Annotated in this window: 21 protein-coding genes; 13 read left to right on the forward strand and 8 right to left on the reverse strand. The window is 66.9% G+C overall.

Annotation, left to right across the window (positions count from 1 at the left end):
• The first annotated feature begins 26 nt into the window (after positions 1-26).
• The 4 genes from pdhA to H7F51_RS12940 all read left to right on the forward strand — a co-directional run bounded on the left by pdhA (position 27) and on the right by H7F51_RS12940 (position 3,681).
• The gene (pdhA, locus tag H7F51_RS12925; RefSeq protein ID WP_185664721.1) at positions 27-1,115 is read left to right on the forward strand and encodes a pyruvate dehydrogenase (acetyl-transferring) E1 component subunit alpha; all 1,089 of its coding nucleotides are present in this window, start codon (positions 27-29) and stop codon (positions 1,113-1,115) included.
• Positions 1,115-2,473 carry a pyruvate dehydrogenase complex E1 component subunit beta gene (locus H7F51_RS12930; protein ID WP_185664722.1) on the forward strand — a complete coding sequence of 453 codons (1,359 nt, stop codon included), beginning with the start codon at positions 1,115-1,117 and terminating at the stop codon, positions 2,471-2,473. The genes pdhA and H7F51_RS12930 overlap by 1 nt, the downstream gene beginning before the upstream one ends.
• A gap of 121 nt (positions 2,474-2,594) precedes the next feature.
• Positions 2,595-3,122: a hypothetical protein gene (locus H7F51_RS12935; RefSeq protein WP_343061288.1), complete on the forward strand. Its 528-nt coding sequence runs from the start codon at positions 2,595-2,597 to the stop codon at positions 3,120-3,122.
• 49 nt (positions 3,123-3,171) lie between these two features.
• Entirely contained in the window at positions 3,172-3,681 is a 510-nt protein-coding gene (locus tag H7F51_RS12940; protein WP_185664723.1) for an EF-hand domain-containing protein, read from the forward strand.
• Here the strand turns inward: H7F51_RS12940 and trmFO are convergent.
• Complete coding sequence (gene trmFO, locus H7F51_RS12945; RefSeq protein WP_185664724.1) at positions 3,661-5,031, reverse strand: methylenetetrahydrofolate--tRNA-(uracil(54)-C(5))-methyltransferase (FADH(2)-oxidizing) TrmFO; 1,371 nt, start codon at positions 5,029-5,031, stop codon at positions 3,661-3,663. The genes H7F51_RS12940 and trmFO overlap by 21 nt on opposite strands.
• Positions 5,032-5,210: 179 nt before the next feature.
• Here trmFO and H7F51_RS12950 point away from each other — a divergent pair, with 179 nt between their 5' ends.
• Positions 5,211-6,062 carry a fumarylacetoacetate hydrolase family protein gene (locus H7F51_RS12950; RefSeq protein WP_185664725.1) on the forward strand — a complete coding sequence of 284 codons (852 nt, stop codon included), beginning with the start codon at positions 5,211-5,213 and terminating at the stop codon, positions 6,060-6,062.
• Positions 6,063-6,163: 101 nt separating this feature from the next.
• Here H7F51_RS12950 and H7F51_RS12955 read toward each other — a convergent pair whose 3' ends face one another.
• The 3 genes from H7F51_RS12955 to gyrA are packed head-to-tail and all read right to left on the reverse strand — an operon-like array spanning position 6,164 to position 9,417.
• Positions 6,164-6,340, reverse strand: coding sequence for a DUF1289 domain-containing protein (locus H7F51_RS12955; protein ID WP_185664726.1), 177 nt, complete (start codon positions 6,338-6,340; stop codon positions 6,164-6,166).
• Between the two features lie 9 nt (positions 6,341-6,349).
• The gene (locus H7F51_RS12960) at positions 6,350-6,700 is read right to left on the reverse strand and encodes a DUF952 domain-containing protein (RefSeq protein WP_185664727.1); all 351 of its coding nucleotides are present in this window, start codon (positions 6,698-6,700) and stop codon (positions 6,350-6,352) included.
• The gene (gyrA, locus tag H7F51_RS12965) at positions 6,697-9,417 is read right to left on the reverse strand and encodes a DNA gyrase subunit A (protein ID WP_221774138.1); all 2,721 of its coding nucleotides are present in this window, start codon (positions 9,415-9,417) and stop codon (positions 6,697-6,699) included. Before gyrA ends, H7F51_RS12960 begins: the two co-directional genes overlap by 4 nt.
• Before the next feature lie 368 nt (positions 9,418-9,785).
• Here gyrA and H7F51_RS12970 point away from each other — a divergent pair, with 368 nt between their 5' ends.
• Positions 9,786-11,075, forward strand: coding sequence for a hypothetical protein (locus H7F51_RS12970; protein WP_185664729.1), 1,290 nt, complete (start codon positions 9,786-9,788; stop codon positions 11,073-11,075).
• Positions 11,076-11,159: 84 nt separating this feature from the next.
• Here H7F51_RS12970 and H7F51_RS12975 read toward each other — a convergent pair whose 3' ends face one another.
• Positions 11,160-11,813: a carbonic anhydrase gene (locus tag H7F51_RS12975; RefSeq protein WP_185664730.1), complete on the reverse strand. Its 654-nt coding sequence runs from the start codon at positions 11,811-11,813 to the stop codon at positions 11,160-11,162.
• Positions 11,814-11,922: 109 nt separating this feature from the next.
• Here H7F51_RS12975 and lipA point away from each other — a divergent pair, with 109 nt between their 5' ends.
• The gene (lipA, locus tag H7F51_RS12980; protein ID WP_185664731.1) at positions 11,923-12,885 is read left to right on the forward strand and encodes a lipoyl synthase; all 963 of its coding nucleotides are present in this window, start codon (positions 11,923-11,925) and stop codon (positions 12,883-12,885) included.
• Between the two features lie 10 nt (positions 12,886-12,895).
• Positions 12,896-13,357: a type II toxin-antitoxin system RatA family toxin gene (locus tag H7F51_RS12985; RefSeq protein ID WP_185664732.1), complete on the forward strand. Its 462-nt coding sequence runs from the start codon at positions 12,896-12,898 to the stop codon at positions 13,355-13,357.
• Here H7F51_RS12985 and H7F51_RS12990 read toward each other — a convergent pair.
• The 3 genes from H7F51_RS12990 to H7F51_RS13000 are packed head-to-tail and all read right to left on the reverse strand — an operon-like array spanning position 13,318 to position 15,545.
• A complete protein-coding gene (locus tag H7F51_RS12990) occupies positions 13,318-13,836 on the reverse strand; it encodes a CinA family protein (protein WP_185664733.1) in 519 nt (172 codons plus the stop codon). The genes H7F51_RS12985 and H7F51_RS12990 overlap by 40 nt on opposite strands.
• 5 nt (positions 13,837-13,841) lie before the next feature.
• Positions 13,842-14,372 (reverse strand): hypothetical protein, encoded by a 531-nt coding sequence (locus tag H7F51_RS12995; protein WP_185664734.1) that lies wholly within the window; start codon positions 14,370-14,372, stop codon positions 13,842-13,844.
• 24 nt (positions 14,373-14,396) lie between these two features.
• The gene (locus tag H7F51_RS13000) at positions 14,397-15,545 is read right to left on the reverse strand and encodes a bifunctional 2-C-methyl-D-erythritol 4-phosphate cytidylyltransferase/2-C-methyl-D-erythritol 2,4-cyclodiphosphate synthase (RefSeq protein ID WP_185664735.1); all 1,149 of its coding nucleotides are present in this window, start codon (positions 15,543-15,545) and stop codon (positions 14,397-14,399) included.
• Positions 15,546-15,618: 73 nt separating this feature from the next.
• Here H7F51_RS13000 and dusB point away from each other — a divergent pair, with 73 nt between their 5' ends.
• The 5 genes from dusB to ntrX all read left to right on the forward strand — a co-directional run bounded on the left by dusB (position 15,619) and on the right by ntrX (position 22,939).
• Entirely contained in the window at positions 15,619-16,635 is a 1,017-nt protein-coding gene (gene dusB / locus H7F51_RS13005) for a tRNA dihydrouridine synthase DusB (RefSeq protein ID WP_185664736.1), read from the forward strand.
• A gap of 7 nt (positions 16,636-16,642) precedes the next feature.
• Complete coding sequence (locus H7F51_RS13010) at positions 16,643-17,737, forward strand: two-component system sensor histidine kinase NtrB (RefSeq protein WP_185664737.1); 1,095 nt, start codon at positions 16,643-16,645, stop codon at positions 17,735-17,737.
• A 10-nt stretch (positions 17,738-17,747) separates the two neighbouring features.
• The gene (locus H7F51_RS13015) at positions 17,748-19,166 is read left to right on the forward strand and encodes a sigma-54-dependent transcriptional regulator (RefSeq protein WP_185664738.1); all 1,419 of its coding nucleotides are present in this window, start codon (positions 17,748-17,750) and stop codon (positions 19,164-19,166) included.
• 187 nt (positions 19,167-19,353) lie between these two features.
• Positions 19,354-21,537 carry a sensor histidine kinase gene (locus tag H7F51_RS13020; protein WP_185664739.1) on the forward strand — a complete coding sequence of 728 codons (2,184 nt, stop codon included), beginning with the start codon at positions 19,354-19,356 and terminating at the stop codon, positions 21,535-21,537.
• Between the two features lie 16 nt (positions 21,538-21,553).
• Complete coding sequence (gene ntrX / locus H7F51_RS13025; RefSeq protein ID WP_185664740.1) at positions 21,554-22,939, forward strand: nitrogen assimilation response regulator NtrX; 1,386 nt, start codon at positions 21,554-21,556, stop codon at positions 22,937-22,939.
• Positions 22,940-22,955 lie beyond the last annotated feature (16 nt).

Genomic DNA, 22,955 nt, shown 5'->3' on the forward strand with positions numbered 1-22,955 from the left:
ACAACACAGCTACAGGGGACAGGAAGTTGGCCAAGCCCGCCACCAGATCCACGACCGCGAAGAAGGCCGAAGCCGAGGCGCCCGTCGCCGATAACGCTCCGGCGCTGCGCTCGCTCCAGGACAAGTTCGAAGCCAGTAAACGCTACGACGCCACGGACGCGGAGTTGCTCAAGTTCTACGAACAGATGCTGCTGATCCGCCGCTTCGAGGAGCGCGCGGGCCAGCTCTATGGCCTTGGCCTGATCGGTGGCTTCTGCCACCTCTACATCGGCCAGGAAGCTGTCGCGGTGGGCCTGCAGTCGGCGCTCAAGGAAGGGCACGACAGCGTGATCACCGGTTATCGCGATCACGGCCACATGCTCGCCTACGGCATCGACCCCAAGGTGATCATGGCCGAGCTGACCGGGCGCGCCGCCGGCATTTCGCGCGGCAAGGGCGGCTCGATGCACATGTTCAGCACCGAGCACAAGTTCTACGGCGGCCACGGCATCGTCGGCGCGCAGGTGCCGCTCGGCGCGGGGCTGGCATTCGCGCACCAGTACAATGAAGACGGCGGCGTCTGCATGGCCTACTTCGGCGATGGCGCGGCCAATCAGGGCCAGGTCTACGAGACCTTCAACATGGCCGCCTTGTGGAACCTGCCGATCATCTTCGTGGTCGAGAACAACGGCTATGCCATGGGCACGGCGGTCAGCCGTGGTTCGGCCGAGACCGAGTTCTACCGCCGAGGCACCGCGTTCCGCATCCCCGGCATGAGCGTCAACGGCATGAACGTGCTGGAAGTGCGCCAGGCCGCAGAAGTGGCGCTGGAGCATGTGCGGGGCGGCAACGGCCCCGTGCTGATGGAACTGCATACCTACCGCTATCGCGGCCACTCGATGTCGGACCCTGCCAAGTATCGCAGCCGCGACGAAGTGCAGGAAATGCGCGAGAAGCACGACCCGATCGAAGGGCTCAAGACCGAACTGATCAGCCGCGGCGTTTCCGAGGACTCGCTCAAGGAGATCGACAAGACCATCCGCGCGCAGGTTTCCGAGGCGGCCGATTTCGCCGAGAATTCGCCCGAGCCGGAAATGCCCGAACTTTACACCGACGTGCTGGTGGAGCGTTACTGATGTCAGTCGAACTCAAGATGCCCGCCCTCTCGCCGACCATGGAAGAAGGCACCCTGGCCCGCTGGCTCGTCAAGGAAGGCGACGAGATCAAATCGGGCGATATCATCGCCGAAATCGAGACCGACAAGGCGACGATGGAATTCGAGGCCGTTGACGAGGGCACCCTCGGCGCGATCCTCGTGCCGGAAGGCACCGAGGGCGTGAAGGTCGGCACGGTTATCGCGGTGATCGGCGGCGATGCCGCTTCCGCCTCGGCTCCGGCAGCCGCCGCTCCGGCCCCCGCTGCTGCCGCACCGGCGGCCGCGGCACCGGTTGCGGCTGCTCCGGCAGCTGCGCCCAAGGCGGCAAAGGACCCCGCGCTGCCCTCCGGCACCAACATGAAGATGTCGACCGTGCGCGAAGCCCTGCGCGACGCCATGGCCGAGGAAATGCGCCGCGATAAGCGCGTCTTCGTGATGGGCGAGGAAGTGGCCCAGTACCAGGGCGCCTACAAGGTGACCCAGGGCCTGCTCGACGAGTTCGGTCCGAAGCGGGTGATCGACACGCCGATCACCGAATATGGCTTCGGCGGCATCGGCACCGGTGCGGCCATGGGCGGCCTGCGTCCGATCGTCGAGTTCATGACGTTCAACTTCGCCATGCAGGCGATCGACCACATCATCAACTCGGCGGCCAAGACCAACTACATGTCGGGCGGCCAGATGCGCTGTCCGATCGTGTTCCGCGGCCCGAACGGCGCCGCCGCCCGCGTGGGTGCGCAGCACAGCCAGAACTATGGCCCGTGGTATGCCAACGTGCCGGGCCTGGTGGTGATTGCGCCTTATGACGCTTCGGATGCCAAGGGCCTGCTCAAGGCTGCGATCCGGAGCGAAGACCCGGTGGTCTTCCTCGAGAACGAACTGGTCTATGGCCGCACGTTCGAGCTGCCGGAACTGGACGACCACGTCCTGCCGATCGGCAAGGCGCGGATCGTGCGCGAGGGCAAGGACGTGACCATCGTGTCCTACTCGATCGGCGTCGGCTTCGCGCTGGAAGCGGCCGAGCAGCTTGCCTCCGAGGGGATCGAAGCGGAAATCGTCGACCTGCGCACCCTGCGCCCGCTCGACAAGGAAACCGTGCTGGCCAGCCTTGCCAAGACCAACCGCATGGTCGTGGCCGAGGAAGGCTTCCCGGTCTGCTCGATCGCTTCGGAAATCATCGCGATCTGCATGGAAGAAGGCTTCGACAACCTCGACGCGCCGGTGACCCGCGTGTGCAACGAGGACGTGCCGCTGCCCTATGCCGCCAACCTCGAGAAGGCCGCGTTGATCGACACGGCCAAGATCGTCGCTGCCGTCAAGCAGGTCTGCTATCGCTGACAGTGAAGCGGGTGAAGGCCAGCTCCCGCCGCTTTCGCGGCTGGCGCTGGCCTATGCGCCCTCGACTACCCGGAATGACTGGTTCAGCCTGCTGACGCTTGACGCGCGGCTGGCTGGAATCGTGCGTTCCGCGCGCGAACCGATGCTGGCGCAAATGCGGCTGGCCTGGTGGCGCGACCGGCTGAACGCCGATATTTCAACATGGCCGAAGGGCGAACCGCTGCTGGCCCGGCTGGCGGACTGGGGCGACGCGGCGGGCGGCTTGGCTGCACTGGTCGATGGCTGGGAAGCCCTGCTGGGCGATGCACCTTTGGCTGGAAGTGCCCTGGCCGAATTCGCCCGGGGCCGGGCAGGGGGCGTGGCCGCCCTTGCCGCAAGGCACGGCGCCGACGCCGGGATCGCGCGCGCGGCGGCGATGCGGTGGGCGCTGGCCGACCTTGCCCTTCATCTTGGTGACCCTCACGAAAAGGCGGCGGCCCACGGCTTGCTGAACGAAGCCGACCCCGCCGGGAAAGTGGGGGGGACCTTGCGGCCGCTGGCAATTCTTGCCGGGTTGAGCGAGCGCGCCGTGCGCACGGGGGCGAGCGAAGCGCTTTCGGGCCCCGGCGCGCTGCTCGCCGCGATCCGGCTTGGCATTATCGGAAGATAGGGTAAATAGCCCCACGGGTTTTTACGGAGCCCGGATTTCGGGGGCAATCATGAATCGGATGGTGCTGGGCGGGTTTGCTGCGCTGCTGATGGTGGCGGCGGGACTGTTCTGGTGGCAGGGCCGCGCGGCCGTCGATCCGGGCAAGATTCCGGCGTTCTCCCTTGCCGCGCCGCAGGAAGACCTTTCCCTGCCGACCGCGACCGGGGCCGGCCAGAAGGGCGCGGCGCTGCCGCAGGCGAGCGAACAGAGCAAGGAGCAGAAGCGCTTCGACCGGCTCGACCGCAACCGCGACGGCAAGATTGCGCGGGTCGAAATGCTCGCTCCGCGCGCTGCCGCTTTCCGCAAGCTCGATACAGACGGCAACAACCTGCTCTCGTTCGAGGAATGGGCGGTAAAAACCGGCAACAAGTTCAAGGGCGCCGATGCCAACGGCGATGGGCTGCTCGACCGGGGCGAGTTCGCCACGACCAAGCCCAAACCGAAAGTGCAACCGGCCTGCAAGTGCGGTGCAAAGGCACCGCCACCGGCGCCCACCCCGTCAGACGACGACGAGGGGTAACCAGGCGGCGAGGTCGGCCTTGGCCCGCTCGGTATAGGCTTCCTTGCGCTGCTTCTTCTTGACATCGTGAAGCGGCGGGAAGAGACCGAAGTTGATGTTCATCGGCTGATAGGTCTCGGCCTCGGCATCGCCGGTGATGTGCGCGAGGAGGGCGCCGAGCGCCGAGGTGCGCGGCGGCGTTTCCCACGACTTCCCGGAAAGTTCGAGCGCGGCCATGATCCCGGCCATCATGCCGACGGCGGCGCTTTCGACATAGCCTTCGCAGCCGGTGATCTGACCGGCGAAGCGCACGTGCGGCGCGTTCTTGAGCCGGAGCTGACGGTCGAGCAGCGTGGGGGAGTTGAGGAAGGTGTTGCGGTGAAGGCCGCCGAAGCGGGCGAACTCGGCATTCTCGAGCCCCGGTATGGTGCGGAAGATCCGCTGCTGTTCGGCATATTTAAGCTTGGTCTGGAAACCGACCATGTTCCAGATCGTGCCGAGGGTATTGTCCTGCCTGAGCTGGACCACGGCATGGGGCCACCGGCCATTGGGGTGTTCGGGCGTGGCCCAGTGGGGGTTGTCGAGCCCGACCGGCTTCATCGGGCCGAAGCGCAGGGTATCGACCCCGCGTTCGGCCATGACCTCGATCGGCATGCAGCCGTCGAAATAGGGGGTGTTGGCCTCCCATTCCTTGAACTCGCCTTTTTCGCCGGCGAGGATTTCCTCGCGGAAGGCGAGGTACTGGTCCCGCGTCATCGGGCAATTTATGTAGTCCCGTCCGTCTCCGCCGAGCGCGATCGAGGCTTCGGCACCCTTGTCCCAGCGCGAAGCCATCCAGGCGACGTCCATATTGATGGATTCGCGGTAGACGATCGGCGCAATGGCATCGAAGAAGGCGAGGCTGTCTGCGCCGGTTGCCGCGCCAATCGATGAGGCAAGGGCCGCGGCGGTGAGGGGGCCGGTGGCGACGATGGTCAGACCCGCTTCGGGCAGGACGTCGATCCGTTCGCGCACGAGGGTAAGGTTGGGGAGCGCGGTGAGCGCCTGTTCGATCGCGCCGGAAAAGACTTCACGGTCGACTGCAAGGGCCGAGCCTGCGGGAACGCGGGCCTTTTCGGCGGCGGTCATGATGAGCGAGCCGCAGAGGCGCATCTCGTGGTGAAGCAGGCCGACGGCGTTCTTCTCGTGATCATCCGACCGCAGCGAGTTGGAGCAGACCAGTTCGGCAAGGTTGTCGGTCTGGTGGGCGGGGCTGCGTTCGCCGGTTCCGCGCATTTCGGACAGGCGGACCTTGAAGCCGCGGCGGGCGAGTTGCCAGGCCGCCTCGCTGCCGGCGAGACCGCCGCCGATGATGTGGATGTCGTAAGTCATGGTCCCGGCCAATAGCGCCGCGATCGGGCAAATGCCATGGCGGGGATGATTGCCGGTCTGGCCGGGGAGCCTGCGGTTTCAATAGGTGGCGACTGCGCTTTGAAATGGCATCGTGCCCGGTGGGCAGGCTATGGCTCGGATAGGGACGAGGCGCTCTTGCCAGCCCATGGAGTTGCACGATGAAGCTTGTTCGTTTCGGGCCGCGCGGCGCCGAGAAGCCCGGATTGATCGACGATCAGGGGCAGGTCCGCGACCTGTCGGGCCATGTCCCGGACATCGCGGGCGAGTGGCTGGACCCGGCGCGGCTGCAAACGCTACGCTCCATTGCCGTCGAAGCCCTTCCGGTGGTGAGCGGCCCGCAACGGATGGGCGTGCCGGTGGCCGGTACGCGTCAGTTTCTCGCAATCGGGCTCAACTACCGGGACCATGCCGAGGAGGCGGGCATGGCCGTGCCGCCTGAGCCGATCCTATTCACCAAGGCCGTATCCTGCCTGCAGGGGCCTGACGACGACGTTCGCCGCCCGCGCGGAGCGGAGAAGATGGACTGGGAGGTCGAGCTGGGCATCGTGATCGGCAAGCGTGCCGCCTATGTCGAGAAGGACGAGGCCATGGCGCACGTTGCCGGGCTGGTAGTTTGCGACGACCTGTCCGAGCGCAGCTTCCAGATGGAACGCATGGGAACCTGGGACAAGGGCAAGGGCTGCGACACCTTCGGCCCGGTCGGGCCGTGGCTGGTCACGCTCGACGAAGTCGGCGATCCGCAGGACCTTGGCATGTGGCTCGACGTCAACGGCCAGCGGATGCAGACCGGAAATACGCGGACGATGATCTTCGACTGCGCGACGATCGTTTCCTATCTCAGCCAGTTCATGGTGCTGCTGCCGGGCGACATCATCGCCACCGGAACGCCGCCGGGCGTGGGCATGGGCAAGGTGCCGCCGGTCTATCTCAAGGAAGGCGACGTGGTGGAACTGGGGATCGATAAGCTCGGCACCCAGCGCCACGTGGTGCGGGGCTGGGACGCGGTCTGAGCGGGGCGGGGCAACATTCATCCTGGGCGCCGCGTGTCGGCGCTCTGGATTGCTTCGTTGCTTCGCTCATCGCAACGACGAGAGTTTGAGCTGGCGATGCTTCAGGATTGCGCGGCGCGAAGCTTGGCAAGGCGCCTTGGCAGTTCGGCGGCGATCTTGCGCTGCTGGTGCGGCTGGGCCTTTTTCCAGCTGCGGCATTCCGGCTTGGTGCGGCCGCAGCCGCGACACCAGCCGGACTTGCCGTCGAACACGCAGTTTTCGATGCAGGGGGACTTCATCGCGCGTGCTTAGCCTTGCGGCAGGGCGACCGCACCGTCTGCGGTCCATGCGAGCGGAGCTATCGCGATTGCCGCCGCGAGCGGCAATTCGGCGTAGATGTGCGGGAAGAGCTGGCCGCCGCGTGACGGCTCCCAGACCACGGCATCGCCAAGCGCCGTGAGATCGAACGCCGCGATCCACAGATCGTCCTGCCCGGCGAAATGCTTGCGGACCGTCTCCGCCAACTGTTCGGCGGTGGAGAGGTGGATGTAGCCATCGGCAAGGTCGACCGGGGCTCCTGCGAAGGAGCCCCGTGCGGTTAGTTCTTCATGCTGGTCGGCCGTAAGAACCTTGTAGGCCGGCGCGGGGTGCTGGCTCACTCGGCCTCGCCGTCGGCAGGCGACCCGCTCTCGGGGTGGCTCGCGGCGATTTCGTCGGCCACGGCCTGTTCGGCGGGGTTTTCCGGCTCTTCCTGCTCGTCGAGACGGACGGCGCTGACCACGTGTTCATCGCCCGCGACGTTGAACAGGCGCACACCGGCAGAACCGCGACCGATGACCCGCAGGCTTTCCAGCGGCAGGCGGATCAGCTTGGCCTGATCGGTGACCAGCATCAACTGGTCAGCCTGGGTGGCGGGGAAGGAGGCGACGACCGGGCCGTTGCGGCCGATATTGTCGATATTGGTGATGCCCTGGCCGCCGCGACCGGTGCGGCGATATTCATAGGCGGAGGACATCTTGCCGTAGCCGTTGGCGCAGACCGTGAGGATGAACTGCTCACGCTCGGCCAGTTCGGCCATGCGCTCCGGGCTGATCGAGGGTTCGCCTTCCTTTTCGCCCTTCCACGGAGCGAAGCGGACATAGTCCTCGCGTTCCTCGCTCGAGGTGCCGACGCGGTGCAGGATCGAGAGCGAAATGACCTCGTCATCGCCCTTCAGCATCATGCCGCGCACACCGGTGGAGGTGCGGCTCTGGAATTCGCGCACGTCGTCTCCGGCGAAGCGGATCGCCTTGCCCTGACGCGAGGCGAGGAGGACATCGTCGGTCGGCTCGAGCAGGGCGACGCCGATCAGGCGGTCGGCCGAACCTTCCTCGAAGCGCATGGCGAACTTGCCGTTGCTGGGCACGTTGGCGAAAAGATCCATCGCGTTGCGGCGCACATTGCCCTTGGCCGTGGCGAATACGACATGGAGCTTGCCCCATTCAGCCTCGTCTTCCGGCAGGGGAAGCACGGCGGCGATGGTCTCGTCCTTGTCGAGCGCCGGGAGCAGGTTGACGATCGGGCGGCCGCGCGTGGCGGGTCCGCCTTCGGGCAGCTTCCAGACCTTGAGGCGATAGACCTTGCCCGCGGTAGAGAAGAACAGGACCGGGGTGTGAGTCGAGGTGACGAACATCGTCGCCACGGCATCTTCTTGCTTGGTCGCCATCCCGGCGCGGCCCTTGCCGCCACGGTTCTGGGCGCGGAAGGTGGAGAGAGGCGTGCGCTTGATGTAGCCATCGAGCGTGACCGTCACGACCATCTCGTCGCGCTCGATCAGGTCCTCGTCGTCGATCCCGTCCCACGCCGGGGCGATCTGCGACAGGCGCGGGGTGGCGTAAAGCTCCTTCACCTGGACCAGTTCTTCGCGCATCACGCCGTAGAGCTTGGCGCGGTCGGCCAGGATCGAGAGGTACTCCTCGATCGCGGCGGCGAGACCCTGCAGTTCGTCGCCGATCTCGTCACGCCCGAGGGCGGTGAGGCGGTGGAGGCGCAGGTCGAGGATCGCCTTCACCTGGATCTCGGACAGGCGGTAAGTGCCGCCTTCCTGATCGGCATTCGGCTCGATCGCCTCGACCAGCCGGATATAGGGGGCGATGTCGCCGATCGGCCATTCGCGGCGAAGCATGGCCTCGCGCGCGGCGGCGGGATTGGGGGCGCCGCGGATGATCCGCACGACCTCGTCGAGGTTGCTGACCGCGACGACGAGGCCGAGCAAGATGTGCGCCCGGTCTCGCGCCTTGTTCAGCTCGAACTTGGTGCGGCGGGTGATCACTTCCTCGCGGAAGGTGACGAAAGCCTGGATGATGTCGCGCAGCGCAAGGATTTCCGGGCGCCCGCCACGGATCGCCAGCATGTTGGCGGCGAAGTTCGACTGGGCCGGGGTGTTGCGCCAGAGCTGGTTGAGCACGACCTCGGGCGTGGCATCACGCTTGAGTTCGACCACGACGCGCATGCCTTCGCGGTTCGATTCGTCGCGGATGTCGGAAATGCCCTCGATCCGCTTGTCCTTCGCGGCCTCGGCGATCTTTTCGACGAGGTTGGACTTGCCGACCTGGTAAGGAATCGAGGTGAGGACGATCGAACGGCGATCGCCGCGGCCTTCCTCGATCTCATGCTTGCAGCGCATGATGATCGAGCCGCGGCCGGTGTGGTAGGCCTGACGCGCGCCGGCGGCGCCGAGGATCAGCGGCGCGGTGGGGAAATCCGGCCCCGGGATGATCTCGATCAGCTGTTCGGTGGTGATCGCCGGATTCTCGAGGAAGGCGAGGCAGCCGTCGATCACTTCGCCGAGGTTGTGCGGCGGGATGTTGGTGGCCATGCCGACCGCGATGCCGCCGGCGCCGTTGACCAGGAGGTTGGGGAAGCGCGCGGGCAAGACCTGCGGTTCGCTTTCCGCCCCGTCGTAGTTGGGCTGGAAGTTGACCGTGTCCTTCTCGATGTCCGCGAGCAGGGCGTCGGCCACCTTGGCGAGGCGCGCCTCGGTGTAGCGCATCGAGGCCGGCGGATCGGGGTCCATCGAGCCGAAGTTGCCCTGACCGTCGATCAGCGGGAGCCGCATCGACCAGTCTTGCGTCATGCGGGCAAGGGCGTCGTAGATCGCGGCGTCACCGTGAGGGTGATACTTACCCATGGCGTCGCCGACGATACGGGCCGACTTGCGATAGGGCTTACCCGCGGTGAAGCCGTTTTCGTGGCTGGTCCACAGGATGCGGCGGTGCACCGGCTTGAGCCCGTCGCGCACGTCGGGGAGCGCGCGGCTGACGATCACGCTCATCGCGTAGTCGAGATAGCTCGTCTTCATCTCGTCGACGATGTCGACGCGCTGGAATTCGCCCATCGGGGAGGGGCTGTCGAGAATTTCGGTGTCGTCGCTCACGGCTTTTGCGCGGTCTTTTCTGATCAGGAATATTGGTGTTTCTTGGCCCTAGGGCATCGGCGCGGGCAAGGCCAGCCGAACCCGTCCCACAAGGCCCGGCGAGGGCGCTTTTTCCACACATCAACGCAAGGTTCGGGCCGCATAGCGCCGGACTGGCTGAACGGCGGGGCGAAGCGGTGTTCAATTCGCGTTCAAGCGTAGGCGGCTAGGCCGCGTTCCTGTTGCCAAAGGGGCAAATCCCGGCCATTTGCGGCGGGCAAATGAAGTTTTGGGCCGCGGCTTCGATTCCGCATCCGGGATCGCGCGGCAGAGGAAGGAGTAAGAGGCCCATGTTCCCGAATTCCAAGCGCGCCCGTTCGCTTTCGCGCGCTGCCATGGCGGCTGCCCTCGCGCTGGGCGCGGCCGGCGGCGCCACGCTCGTTGCAACCCCGGCCATGGCCCAGAAGCAGGCCAAGCCGCAGCTTTCGCCGGCCTTCAGCAAGCTTGCCGCCCCCCTGCAGAACGGCCTGAACGCCGCGCAGAAGGCCAAGCCCGATGCCGCCGGGATCGCCGCGCTCAAGCAGCAGGCCGAGGCTGCCCTCGCCGCCGCGACCACCCCGGACGACAAGTTCTTCGGCGGCCAGTTCGCGATCCAGGCCAGCCAGCTCGACAATGACAAGCCGCTGCAGCGCAAGGGCCTCCAGGCCGCGGTCGATAGCGGCAAGATGGCTGGCGCCGATCTGGGCAAGTTCCAGTTCTTCCTTGGCGCCAACATGATGGAGACCAAGGACTACGCCGGGGCCCAGGCCGCCTTCAATTCGGCGATCAGCAACGGCTACACCGGCAACGACATCGAGGTCCTGCTGGCGGAAACCTATTTCGGCCAGCAGCAGAACCAGGCCGGTTACGACGCCCTCGCCAAGGCGATCGAAGCCAAGAAGGCCGCCGGCACCCCGGCGCCGCAGGAATGGTTCGCGCGCGGCATCTCGGTGGCTTACCGCGCCAAGCAGTATGACCAGGCGCTGCGCTTCGGTACGGGCCTGGCCGCGACCTACCCGACCAAGGACAACTGGGGCGACGCGATCTCGATCGCGCGGCTTGCCGGCAAGTACCAAGCCCAGGAAACGCTCGACCTGATGCGCCTGATGGGCCGCACCGGCAGCTTCCGCGACACCAGCGACTATTCCGAATACCTCCAGGCCGCTGACGCGCGCCGCGCGCCGGGCGAAGTGCTCAAGGTGCTCGACGCCGGCGTGGCCGCGGGCAAGCTCAATGCCTCGGACGTGTTCGTCACCGAGAACCGCACTCAGGCCAATGCCCGCCTCGCTGCGGACAAGGCCGGTCTGCCGTCGCTCGACAAGGACGCCCATGCCCCGGCCGCGACCGGCGCGACGGTTGTTGCAGCGGCGGACGCCTTCCTCAGCTACGACGATAATGCCAAGGCCGAGGAACTCTACAAGATCGCCCTGACCAAGCCGGGGATCGACAAGGACCGTGCGCTGACCCGCCTCGGCATCGCCCAGGTCGGCCTTGGCAAGTATGCCGATGCCCAGGCGTCGTTTGGCCAGATCGGCGGCGTGCGCAAGCCGATCGCCGCGCTGTGGACCGCCTATGCCGCACAGAAGGCCAAGGGCGGCTGACAGGCTGCTGAAGGCACCGGAATAAAGAAAGGGCGGCAGTTACCTGCCGCCCTTTTTGTTTGCTCCCGATCGATGGGCTTGTCTTCAGTCCGCCGGGGCGAATTCGCCCGACGCTTCGTCGAGGACGTGGAGCACACCGTCGGAAATGGCGAAGAAGGCCCCGGTCAGGCGCAGGTCGCCGCTGCGTTCCTTGCGGCGTACGCAGGGGAAGGTGCGCAGGTTTTCGAGACTGACCTTCACGCCCGCCAGTTCCATCGCCTGCTCCGCCGCCCGGCCGGTGGTGCCATGCTGGGCCGCGATCGGAACGCGCGCTTCGTCGAGCATGGCGATCCAGTCGGCGATGAAGCCGCCTTCGCCCGGCTCGGTCCCGCGCAGTTCCTGCGTGAGCGCGGCCTTGCAGCCGCCGCACATGCCGTGGCCCATGACCACGATTTCCTTGACCTTGAGCACCTGGACCGCGAATTCGAGCGCGGCCGAGACACCGTGGTGGCCCGGCGTCGTCTCGAACGGGGGGACCATGGCGGCGACGTTGCGGACCACGAATATTTCGCCGGGGTCGACATCGAAGATCTGGGCCGGGTCGACCCGGCTATCGGAACAGGCGATCACCATGACTTCGGGCTGCTGCCCATCGCGCAGGGTGGCCCAGCGCTCGCGATTCGGATTCCATCCGGATTCGCGGAAGCGGCGGTAACCGGCGATCAGCCGGTCGAGCTGAGGGGAGGTTTCATCGGTCATGGGCGCCCTCATGGCTGCACCGGCCCGCCGTGGCAAGGGTCAGCAGGGGGTATCAGGGAAGGGGAGATTGCCTCTGGCATGGAACGGCTGAAACGCTTATCTGCGCCCCATGAGCGATCTTGCGACCATTCCCGATTCCGTTCCCACCCCCGAGGCGTCGTCGGACGCGCCCGTGCGCCAGCGCAAGCCTGACTGGATCCGGGTCAAGGCCCCGACCAGCAAGGGCTATAACGAGACGCGCCAGCTGATGCGCGATCTCAAGCTCAATACGGTGTGCGAGGAAGCGGCCTGCCCGAACATCGGCGAATGCTGGACCAAGAAGCACGCCACGGTGATGATCCTCGGCGATGTCTGCACGCGGGCCTGTGCCTTCTGCAACGTCAAGACCGGGATGCCGCGCAAGGTCGATGCCGACGAGCCGGCTCACGTGGCCGAAGCGGCGGCCAAGCTGGGGCTCGAGCACATCGTGATCACCTCGGTCGACCGTGACGACCTGCCGGACGGCGGGGCGGGGCAGTTCGTCAAGGTGATCCGCGCCCTGCGCGAGATGACGCCGACGACCACCATCGAGATCCTGACCCCCGACTTTCGCGGCAAGATGCGCGAGGCGGTGGAGGCCATCGTGGCAGCGGGGCCGGACGTCTATAACCACAACCTCGAAACCGTGCCGCGGCTCTACCCGACGATCCGGCCGGGCGCGCGCTATTATGCCTCGCTGCGCCTGCTGGAAGAGGTCAAGCGCCACAACCCGCTGATCTTCACCAAGAGCGGGGTCATGCTGGGCCTTGGCGAGCAGCGGCTCGAAGTGCACCAGGTGATGGACGACATGCGCACGGCTGGAATCGACTTCCTGACCATGGGCCAGTACCTCCAGCCGACCCCCAAGCACGCCAAGGTGATCGAATTCGTCACCCCGCAGGCCTTCAGCGCCTATGGCGCGATCGCACGGGCCAAGGGTTTCCTGCAGGTGGCGGCGAGCCCCCTGACGCGGTCAAGCTATCACGCCGGCAAGGACTTTGCCGAAATGCGCGCCAACCGCGAGGCGCAACTGGCGAAGCGCGCCGGGAAGTAAGCGCAGGCGCATGGCAGCGATCCACGAAACCAGGCGCTTGCCGTGGAGCGCCGAGCAGATGTTCGACCTGGTGGCCGATGTCGGCCGCTATCCCGAATTCTTGCCCTGGGTGATCGCGACCCGGGTCCGTTCGGACGGCGAGAGCGAGATGGTGGCCGACATGCTGGTGGGCTTTTCCGCGCTGCGCGAGAAGTTCACCTCACGCGTGGAAAAGCGCCGGCCTGACGAGATCAGGGTCCACTACATCGACGGGCCGCTGCGCGACCTCGATAACCGCTGGCTGTTCCGCGCGCTGGGCCCCGATGCCTGCGAGATCGACTTCCGGGTCGAGTTCACGTTCCGCAACGCGCTGTTCCAGAAGCTTGCCGGGCAATACCTCGACAAGGCCTTCCGCAAGATGGTGGCCGCGTTCGAGACGCGCGCCCAGCAGCTTTACGGCAGCAGCAGTTCCAGCGCGACCAGCGTCGCCTGAAGGCGCACGTCGGCGCGGGTCGTGGCCGCGAACCGCTTTTCCTCGGCGTCGGAATCCTCTCCCTCGGGCGCATCGCGCAGGGCGCGGGCGAAGACCACCGTGCCGACCGGCTTCTGATCGGAGCCGCCATCCGGCCCGGCGATGCCGCTGACCGCGACCGCCACATCGGCATGGCTGTGCTTGAGCGCGCCCTGGGCCATGGCCCAGGCGCAGGCGACCGAAACCGCCCCGAAGGTGTCGATAATGTCGCCCGGTACGGCGAGCAGTTCGCGCTTGGCCTCATTTGAATAGGTCACGAAGCCGCGTTCGACCACGGCGGACGAGCCGGCGATCTCGGTCAGCGCGGCGGACACGAGCCCGCCGGTGCAGCTTTCGGCGACCACGACCTTGCGGCCAAGCTTCATGTTCTCCTCGATCACCCGGCGCGCTAGCGCGGTGACCTGCGGCGGGAGAAGGGATTCGGGAACGGTGTCGGACATGGACATCAGGCCTTGCAAATAGCGATCTTGCCGAGACGCGGCTCGCTGGTCTTGGCACCGAGGCCGACCGCAAGCGCGATCAGGCCGGCGGTGTTTTCGGCCGGAAGCGGGGCAAGCAGGGAGAGCGCCCGGTCGATCACCGGGCAGGAATCGGGTTTAACCTTGGCCGATATGATGCCCGCCAAGGCTGCATCGGCCAGCGGCATCAGGCTTTCATCCGGCATGGCGACGAACAACTGGGCTGCCTCGGGATTGGTCGCCTCGCTCAGCTTGATGAAGGCGGCCTTGGCGGCAGGCCAGGCATCGACCTTGCCGGCGGCATAGCGCTGGGCCAGAGCCGGGCCATTGCGGGGCAGCCAGGCCGAGGTGGGGAGGCTGGCAGTGCAGCCGCGCGTGACCGAGCCGATCGCGCTGGGCAGGGCATAGGTGGTGAGCGCGGTGAATTCGCCGGTAGTGAGGCAGGGCGGCTCGGCCGCCGCCGCGACCTGCGGCACCGTGAGGGCAAAAAGGGCGAGGGGGATGATGAAGCGACGCATCGTGGGGCTTTCGGAAAGGGCCGATCAGGCCCGGATTACGGTGGCGACTGCCTGGGCGGCGATCCCCTCGCGCCGTCCGGCCGGACCAAGTCCTTCAGTAGTCGTCGCCTTGACGCTGACGGCGGCAATGTCAATCCCCAGCACTTCGGCGAGGCGCGCGCGCATGGCATCGCGGTGCGGCCCGATCTTCGGTGCCTCGCAGATAATGGTGAGATCGACGTTGCCGACGGCATGGCCCGAACCGGCAACGAGGGCCGCGGCATGGGCAAGAAAACGGTCGGACGAGGCGCCCTTCCACTGCGGGTCGCTCGGCGGGAAATGCTGGCCGATGTCGCCCGCGCCGATCGCGCCGAGCAGGGCATCGACCAGGGCGTGGATCGCGACGTCGGCATCGCTGTGGCCGGCAAGGCCATGGCTGTGCTCGATCCGCACGCCGCAGAGCCAGAGTTCCTCGCCTTCGGCCAGGCGGTGGACATCATAACCGGTGCCGACCCGCATGGCGGGCAGGGCGGCGGCAAAGTCGCCGGAAAACGTCAGCTTGTGCAAGACTTCGTCTCCTTCGACCAGCACGACCTCCAGCGCCGCGGCTCGCGCCACCTGCGCATCGTCACCCGCATCGGCCGCGCCCAGCCACGCGCGGTGCGCGGCGAGGATTGCGGGGAAGCGGAAGGCCTGCGGGGTCTGGACCCGGCGCAGTTGTTCACGCGGGGCCGCCTGCCCCATCAATCCGGCAGAATCGTGGCAGAGGCTGTCCACCACCGGAAGAACCGGGATGGCGCCGGGATGGTGGGCGAGGGCTTCGACCAGGCGGTTGATTACGGCGCGGGGCAGGAGCGGACGGGCGGCGTCGTGGATCAGGACCAGTTCGGGCGCATCGGCGGCGAGCGCTTCGAGCCCGGCGCGGACCGAAGCTTGCCGGGTTACGGCTCCGGTGACGAAGCGGACCGGGAGGCCGGACAGCGCATCGGCAGCGAGGTCTTCGCCGCCTTGCGGAATACAGACCACGATCGGGGCGCAGCCGGCCTCGGCCAGTGCCTCGACCGAGTGGCGTACCACCGGCTTGCCGCGCCACGATGCGAACTGCTTGGGGACGGGCTGACCAGCGCGCAGGCCGGCACCCGCCGCAACCACCACGGCGGCGCATCCAATGACAGGGGTGACAGCAGCGACCATCTTCGCTCGCCGGTAATCACTTGCGGGGCAAAGGACAATCCACTATGCGCTGCCTGTTTTTTAGGCACGCATGATGAACTCTGCTCCGACACCCTCCGCAGTGAAACCAATCGACATCGGTCCGGTGCGGATCGACTGTCCGGTGATCCTCGCCCCGATGACCGGGGTGAGCGACCTGCCGTTTCGCCGTATGGTGCGCCGCTTCGGCTCCGGCCTTAACGTGACCGAGATGATCGCTTCGGCCGCGGCGATCCGTGAGACGCGCCAGTCAATCCAGAAGGCGGCGTGGGACCCGGCGGAAGAGCCGGTCTCGATGCAGCTGGTTGGCTGCGAACCGAAGGAAATGGGCGAGGCAGCCAAGCTCAACGAGGATCGCGGGGCGGCGATCATCGATATCAACATGGGCTGCCCTGTGCGCAAGGTGGTCAACGGCGATGCCGGATCGGCCCTGATGCGCGACGTGCCGCTGGCCGCCGCGCTGATCGAGGCCTGCGTCAAGGCCGTGTCGGTGCCGGTCACGGTGAAGATGCGGATGGGTTGGTGCCATGACAGCCTGAATGCCCCGGAACTGGCGCGGATCGCGCAGGATCTGGGTGCGAAGATGATCACCGTCCACGGGCGGACCCGCAACCAGATGTACAAGGGCAGCGCGGACTGGTCGTTCGTGCGCAGCGTCAAGGAAGCGGTCTCGATCCCGGTGATCGTGAACGGGGACATCTGCGGGATCGAGGATGCGGCGCAGGCGCTGGAGCAATCGGGCGCGGACGGGCTGATGATCGGGCGCGGGGCCTATGGCCGGCCGTGGCTGCTCGGCCAGGTGATGCACTGGTGGAAGACCGGGCAGGTGCTGGCCGATCCCTCGATCGACGTGCAGTTCGAGACGATGATCGAGCATTACGAGGACATGCTGGTCCATTACGGCCGCGATACCGGGGTCAAGATGGCACGCAAGCACCTCGGCTGGTACACCAAGGGGCTGCCGGGTTCGGCCGAGTTTCGCAACATGGTCAACTTCGTTGACGATGCCGATGCGGTGATCCGCGACCTGCGCGAGTTTTACCGCCCACTGCTTAGCCGGCAGGCGGCCTGAGCCCGCGATGCCGGCCACGCCCGACGCGCTGCGCCAACTGGCCAGTCTCAATGTCGCCGTGGTGCTGCTTGGGCCGGAGCAGCGGATCGTCGGCGCCAATCCTGCGGCAGAGCAGTTCCTCGGCCAGTCGCTCCGCCGGGTTTCGGGCAAGCTGCTGTTCGATCTGATCCGGTTCGACGAGCCGCGGCTGGCGGACCGCGCAGGGCAGACGGACTACCCGCTTTCGGCGCGCGATGCCGGGGCAGTGATCCTTGGCCTCGGGCCCCGGCGGCTTGACGTCACTTTCGGGCCGATGGCCGACTATCCCGGCTGGCAGATCGTCACCCTGCAGGATACCAGCGCGGCCGAGGCCTTGGGCGAAGACCCGGGCACGGCCGAGGATTCGGTGCTGCGCGCGCCGGAAATACTCGCTCACGAAATCAAGAACCCGCTCGCCGGCATTCGCGGCGCGGCGCAGCTGCTCGCCCGCAAGGTCGAGGCGAAGGACCGCGCGCTGACCGGGCTGATCGCAGACGAGGTCGACCGGATCGCCAAGCTGATCGACGAAATGCAGACCCTGTCGCGCCGGACGGCCGAGCCGGTCTCGCCGTGCAACCTGCACGAGCAGGTGCGCCGGGCCCGCGCCGTGCTTGACGCGGCGGGCAAGGGGCCGCGCATCGAGGAGGAGTTCGATCCCTCGCTTCCGGCCGTGCTGGGCAGCGCCGACGGGCTGGTTCAGGTGCTGATCAACCTCATGTCCAATGCCGCCGAGGCCTGTGCCTCGACCCGCAACCCGCGCATCCAGGTGCGCACGCGCTTTTCCAGCGGGCTGCAGCTACACGCGGTGAGCGACGGCAAGCCGGTTCGCCTGCCGGTGGAACTGCGCGTTTCGGACAATGGCCCCGGGGTCGATCCGGCGATGCGCGACCACATTTTCGAGCCCTTCGTGACCACCAAGAAGAGCGGGCAGGGGCTGGGGCTGGCGCTGGTCCGCAAGCTGGTGCGCGACATGAACGGGCGCATCACCCACGAGCGCGACGAGGGCGCGGGCTGGACCCATTTCCGCATCCACCTTCCGCTCGCGCCCGAACCGGGCAAGGCGCGCAAGGCCAAGGCAGCGTAAGGAACAAGGCATGAGCGTCCTGCTGGTCGAAGATGACGAGTCGATCGCGATCGTGATTACCGCCGCGCTCGAGGCCGAAGGCTTCGAGGTGACGCGCTGCGATTCGGTGGCCGAACGCGACCGTCTGCTTTCGGCCCAGACCTTTTCCGCGCTGGTGACCGACGTGAAGCTGACCGATGGGGATGGGATCGAAACGCTTCCCGCCGTGCGGGCGCTGCGGCCGGACATGCCGGTGATCATCCTCTCGGCCCAGAACACGCTCGATACCGCCGTGCGCGCGAGCGACACCGGCGCCTTTGAATATTTCCCCAAGCCCTTTGACATCGACGAGCTGGCCCGGACCGTGCGCCAGGCCGTGGGAATGAACACCCAGACAGTCGACCTGATGGGCGAGGACCAGGGGGGCGAGGGCCTGCCTCTGGTCGGCCGTTCGGCGCCGATGCAGGCGGTCTATCGGATGATCACCCGGGTTCTGCGTAACGACCTGACCGTGCTGATCCTGGGCGAGAGCGGCACCGGCAAGGAACTGGTTGCCGAGGCGATCCACCAGCTTGGCCATCGTCGGGGCGGCCCGTTCGTGGCGGTCAACACCGCGGCGATCCCTGCCGACCTGATCGAGAGCGAGCTGTTCGGGCACGAGAAGGGCGCCTTCACCGGCGCCGTTGCCCGGCACATCGGCAAGTTCGAGCAGGCCGCAGGGGGCACCCTGTTCCTCGACGAGATCGGCGACATGCCGATGCAGGCGCAGACCCGCCTGCTGCGCGCGCTGCAATCGGGCTCGATCCGCCGGGTCGGCGGGCGCGAGGAAGTGGCGATCGACACCCGCATCGTTGCCGCGACGAACAAGGATCTCGAGCCGATGATCGCGGCCGGGCTGTTCCGTGAGGATCTCTATTACCGGCTCAACGTGGTGCCGATCCAGATGCCTGGGCTGCGCGAGCGGGCCGACGACATCGAGGCGCTGGCCAACCATTTCCTCAAGCAGGCGGCGGGCGAGGGTCTGCCCCGGCGCCAGCTCACCCGCGACGGGGCCGAATTGCTCCAGCGCCAGCCGTGGCGCGGCAATGTGCGCGAGCTGAAGAACTTCATCTATCGCCTCGCCCTGCTGGCGCGCGAAGACGTAGTGGATGCAGCGGTGATCGCCCCGTTGCTCGCCCAGGCCCAGCGCGTGGAAAGCGAACAGGGAACGGCCGGGGTGAGCTTTGAATCGGCGGTGGAACACTGGCTCGGGCTTGAGGCCCCGCCTCCCGGCCGTGTCTATGACGAGGCTCTGGCCGCTTTCGAGCGGCCACTGTTCGCGCGGGTTCTGGCCGATACGGGCGGCAACCAGCTGCGCGCGGCGCAGATCCTGGGCATCAACCGCAATACCCTGCGCAAGCGGCTGGGCGAACTGGCGCTCGATCCCGAAGGTTTCGTCCGCCGCGCCTGATCGTCACGGAGTTTTGCCCCGGCCATCGTAGCAGAATGGCACAAGGGTCTTGCGTTGCTGCAACAGGTAGTGTTGTCTTTCTGCAACGATGCCCGGGAAAGCTCTTCACCCCGTAACGGATCAGACGGCCGGCCCCGCGCGTGTGCCGGCGACGTCCCTGCGGCGAACCCCGCGCTGGTGGCGGCGGATGCAGGTTGCGGCGCGGCGCTCCAACGTCTTCGCGGTGATGGAAGTGGTCGCCGCGGTCGCTTTCGTGGCGATGACGGTGGTGACCTTCCTTACTATCCGCAACCAGTCCGACCGCGAGCTGATGCCCTCGGACCTGACCGCGACCCTGCTTATCGGCACGCTGGTTCCGGCAATGGGCCTGCTCATCCTGCTCGGCCGGCGCATGGCCCTGCGCCGCGCGGCCGAAACGTTGGGCGGAACCGGGCGGCTGCACACCCAGCTTGTGTTCTTCTTCTCGCTGATCTCGGCGATCCCGACCCTGCTGGTGGTGGTCTTCGCGTCCTACCTGTTCCAGTCAGGCGTGGAGTTCTGGTTTTCCGACTCGTCGCGCGGGCTGCTGGAGAATGCCAACAAGCTGGCGCGCGGTTACTACGAGCAGAACCTGCGTGACGTTGGCAACGAGACGGTCGCGATGGCGAGCGACCTGCGCGACTATCTGGGGCAGGCGCCAATCACCAGCCCGACCTTTGCCGAGGGCTATTCCTACCAGGTCGTGAGCCGCAAGCTCAACGAGAGCGCGATCATCCAGAAGGCGCCCGACGGCAAGATGCTGACCGCGGCGATCGTCGATCCGGAAAAGAACTCGACCCGTGAGCGGATCACCGCCGACGTGATGGGCCGGCTCGAAAAGGGCGAGCCGATGGTCGTCACGGCCAATGCCAACCGGATCGAGGCCGTGGCCCCGATCGACCGGGATTCGGGCGTCTATCTCTATGCCGCGCGCTCTTCGGACCTGCTCGCCTTCAGCCAGGGGCAGCGCGCGCAGAACATCGTGCGCGCCTACGAAGTGCTGACCCGGCGCGCGCGAACGCTGCAATTGCGCTTCAACGTCGCCCTGTTCGTGGCGAGCCTCGCGCTTGTCGGCCTGTCGGTCTGGTTCGCCCTACGCTTTGCCGACCGGCAGGTGAAACCGCTCTACGACCTCGTCGGCGCGGCGCGGCGGGTGGGTAGCGGCAACTATGCGCTGCGGGTGGAGGGGCGCACCGGGCCGGACGAGATCGGCCAGCTCAACCGCGCGTTCAACCGCATGACCGCGCAGATCGAGCGGCAGACCCAGGCGCTGGTCGGCGCGAACCAGCAGCTGCACGAGCGGCGCGCCTTTATCGAGGCCGTGCTCGAATCCGTCGGCGCCGGGGTGATCTCGGTCGATGGGGAAGGGCGGGTCCAGCTGATCAACTCCTCGGCCCAGCGCCTACTGCTCGATCCCGAGGCTGAGCATCCGGCGGGCGAGCTGCTGGCCGACTTCGCGCCCCAGCTGGCCGCACTGGTCGAAGGTGGGCGTGATCAGTCGGTGATCCAGCATGGCCGGGGCGGCGAACTACTGACCCTCGCCGTACGCATCGCGCGGGACCGGACAGGCCACGTCATCACCTTCGAGGACATCACGCGCCAGTTGCTCGACCAGCGGCAGGCCGCCTGGTCGGACGTGGCGCGGCGCATCGCGCACGAGATCAAGAACCCGCTGACCCCGATCCAGCTCGCCACCGAGCGGCTCAAGCGGCGTTATCGCAAGCAGATCGACGCCGATCCCGAGCTGTTCGACGAGCTGACCAGCACGATCGTCCGCCAGGTCGGCGACCTCAGGAAGATGGTCGACGAGTTCTCCTCGTTCGCCCGCCTGCCCAAGCCCGTGTTCCGCGCTGAGGACCCGGTCGACCTCGCTCGCCAGTCGCTGTTCCTGCAGGAAGTGGCGCGGCCCGACCTCAATTTCCGCTTCAGCGCCGACGAGGCCGCGCAGGGCCGCATCCTGTGCGACCGTCACCAGTTCGGCCAGGCCATGACCAACGTGCTCAAGAACGCGGTCGAGGCCACCGAGGCGCGCGCGCGGGTGGCCGATGCCGAATATCGCGGCAAGATTTCGGTGGCCATGCTCGGTGAGGGCGAAGGCGAGGCCGGCTCGATCGCGGTGACGATCACCGACAACGGGATTGGTCTGCCGCAGGACCGCGAGCGGATCGTCGAACCCTATGTGACCACGCGCGAGAAGGGCACCGGGCTCGGCCTCGCCATCGTCAAGAAGATCGTCGAGGAACATGGCGGGGACATGACCTTCGCCTCGGCCGAAGGCGGCGGAACCACCGTAACCCTGCGCTTCGCGCGCGATCCGCTCTCGGGCCAGCGTGCGCCCGAAGCGGCTGAATAAGATATTTGGAGGACCAATGGCGCTCGATATCCTGATCGTCGACGATGAACGCGACATCCGCGAACTCGTGGCCGGCGTGCTCAGCGACGAAGGGTACGAATGCCGCACGGCGGGCGACAGCCGGGCCGCGCTCGACGCGGTCGACCAGCGACGGCCAAGCCTGGTCCTGCTCGACGTCTGGCTGCACGGCAGCCCGATGGACGGGCTTGAAGTGCTGGACGCGATCAAGGCGCGCGAGCCGGAACTGCCGGTGATCATCTTCTCCGGCCATGGCAATATCGACACGGCCGTCTCCGCGATCAGTCGCGGGGCGATGGACTTCATCGAGAAGCCCTTCGAGGCAGAGCGGCTGCTGCTGCTGGTCGAGCGCGCGACCGAGACCGAGCGCCTGCGCCGCGAGAACCAGCAATTGCGCCAGGGCTTCACCATTACCGGCGAGGAATTCACCGGCAATTCGGCGGCGATCAACCAGGTTCGCGCCACGCTGAAGCGGGTGGCCAACACCGGCAGCCGCCTGCTGATTTCCGGCCCGGCCGGGGCGGGCAAGGAAGTGGCCGCGCGGCTGCTCCATTCGTGGAGCCCGCGGGCGGACAAGGCCTTCGTCTCGGTCAATTCGGCGCGCATCACGCCCGAGCGCTTCGAGCACGAGTTGTTCGGCGAGGAGCAGGACGGCAACCTGATCCGCCCCGGCCTGCTCGAAATGGCCGACGGCGGCACGCTCTATCTCGACGAAGTGGCCGACATGCCGCTCTCGACCCAGGCACGGATCCTGCGCGTACTGACCGAACAGGCCTTCGTCCGCGTCGGTGGGCTGCGCCAGATTCGGGTCGACGTGCGCGTGGTCTCGTCCACCAGCCGCAATCTCGAGAAGGAAATCGCCGAGCGGCGCTTCCGCGAGGACCTGTTCTACCGGCTCAACGTGGTGCCGGTGCAGGTGCCAGCCCTGGCCGAGCGGCGCGACGACATCCCGGCGCTGGTCGAACATTTCTTCACCCGCTTCGCCGCCGACCAGGGGGTGGCCCCGCCCAAGGTCTCGCCCGAGGCCATGGCAGCGCTGCAGGCCTACGAATGGCCGGGCAATGTCCGCCAGTTGCGCAACGTGGTGGAGCGCACGGTGATTCTCACCCCGCGCGACAAGCTCGGGCAAATCGAAGCCGAAATGCTCCCGCCGGAGATCGTGACCGGCCGGATGGGCGGCGATACGGGCATGTCCACGCTGATGGGCGTACCGCTGCGTGAGGCGCGCGAGAGCTTCGAGCGGGAGTACCTCAAGGTGCAGATCCGGCGGTTTTCCGGGAACATTTCCAAGACTGCGACCTTCATCGGGATGGAGCGATCGGCGCTCCACCGCAAGCTCAAGCTGCTGGGCATGGGCGAACGGGAAGATGAGGACGAAGGCTGAGGCGGCCTATAAATTT

The organism is Novosphingobium flavum, from assembly GCF_014230315.1.
In the GTDB taxonomy this organism is placed as follows: Bacteria; Pseudomonadota; Alphaproteobacteria; order Sphingomonadales; family Sphingomonadaceae; genus Novosphingobium; species Novosphingobium flavum.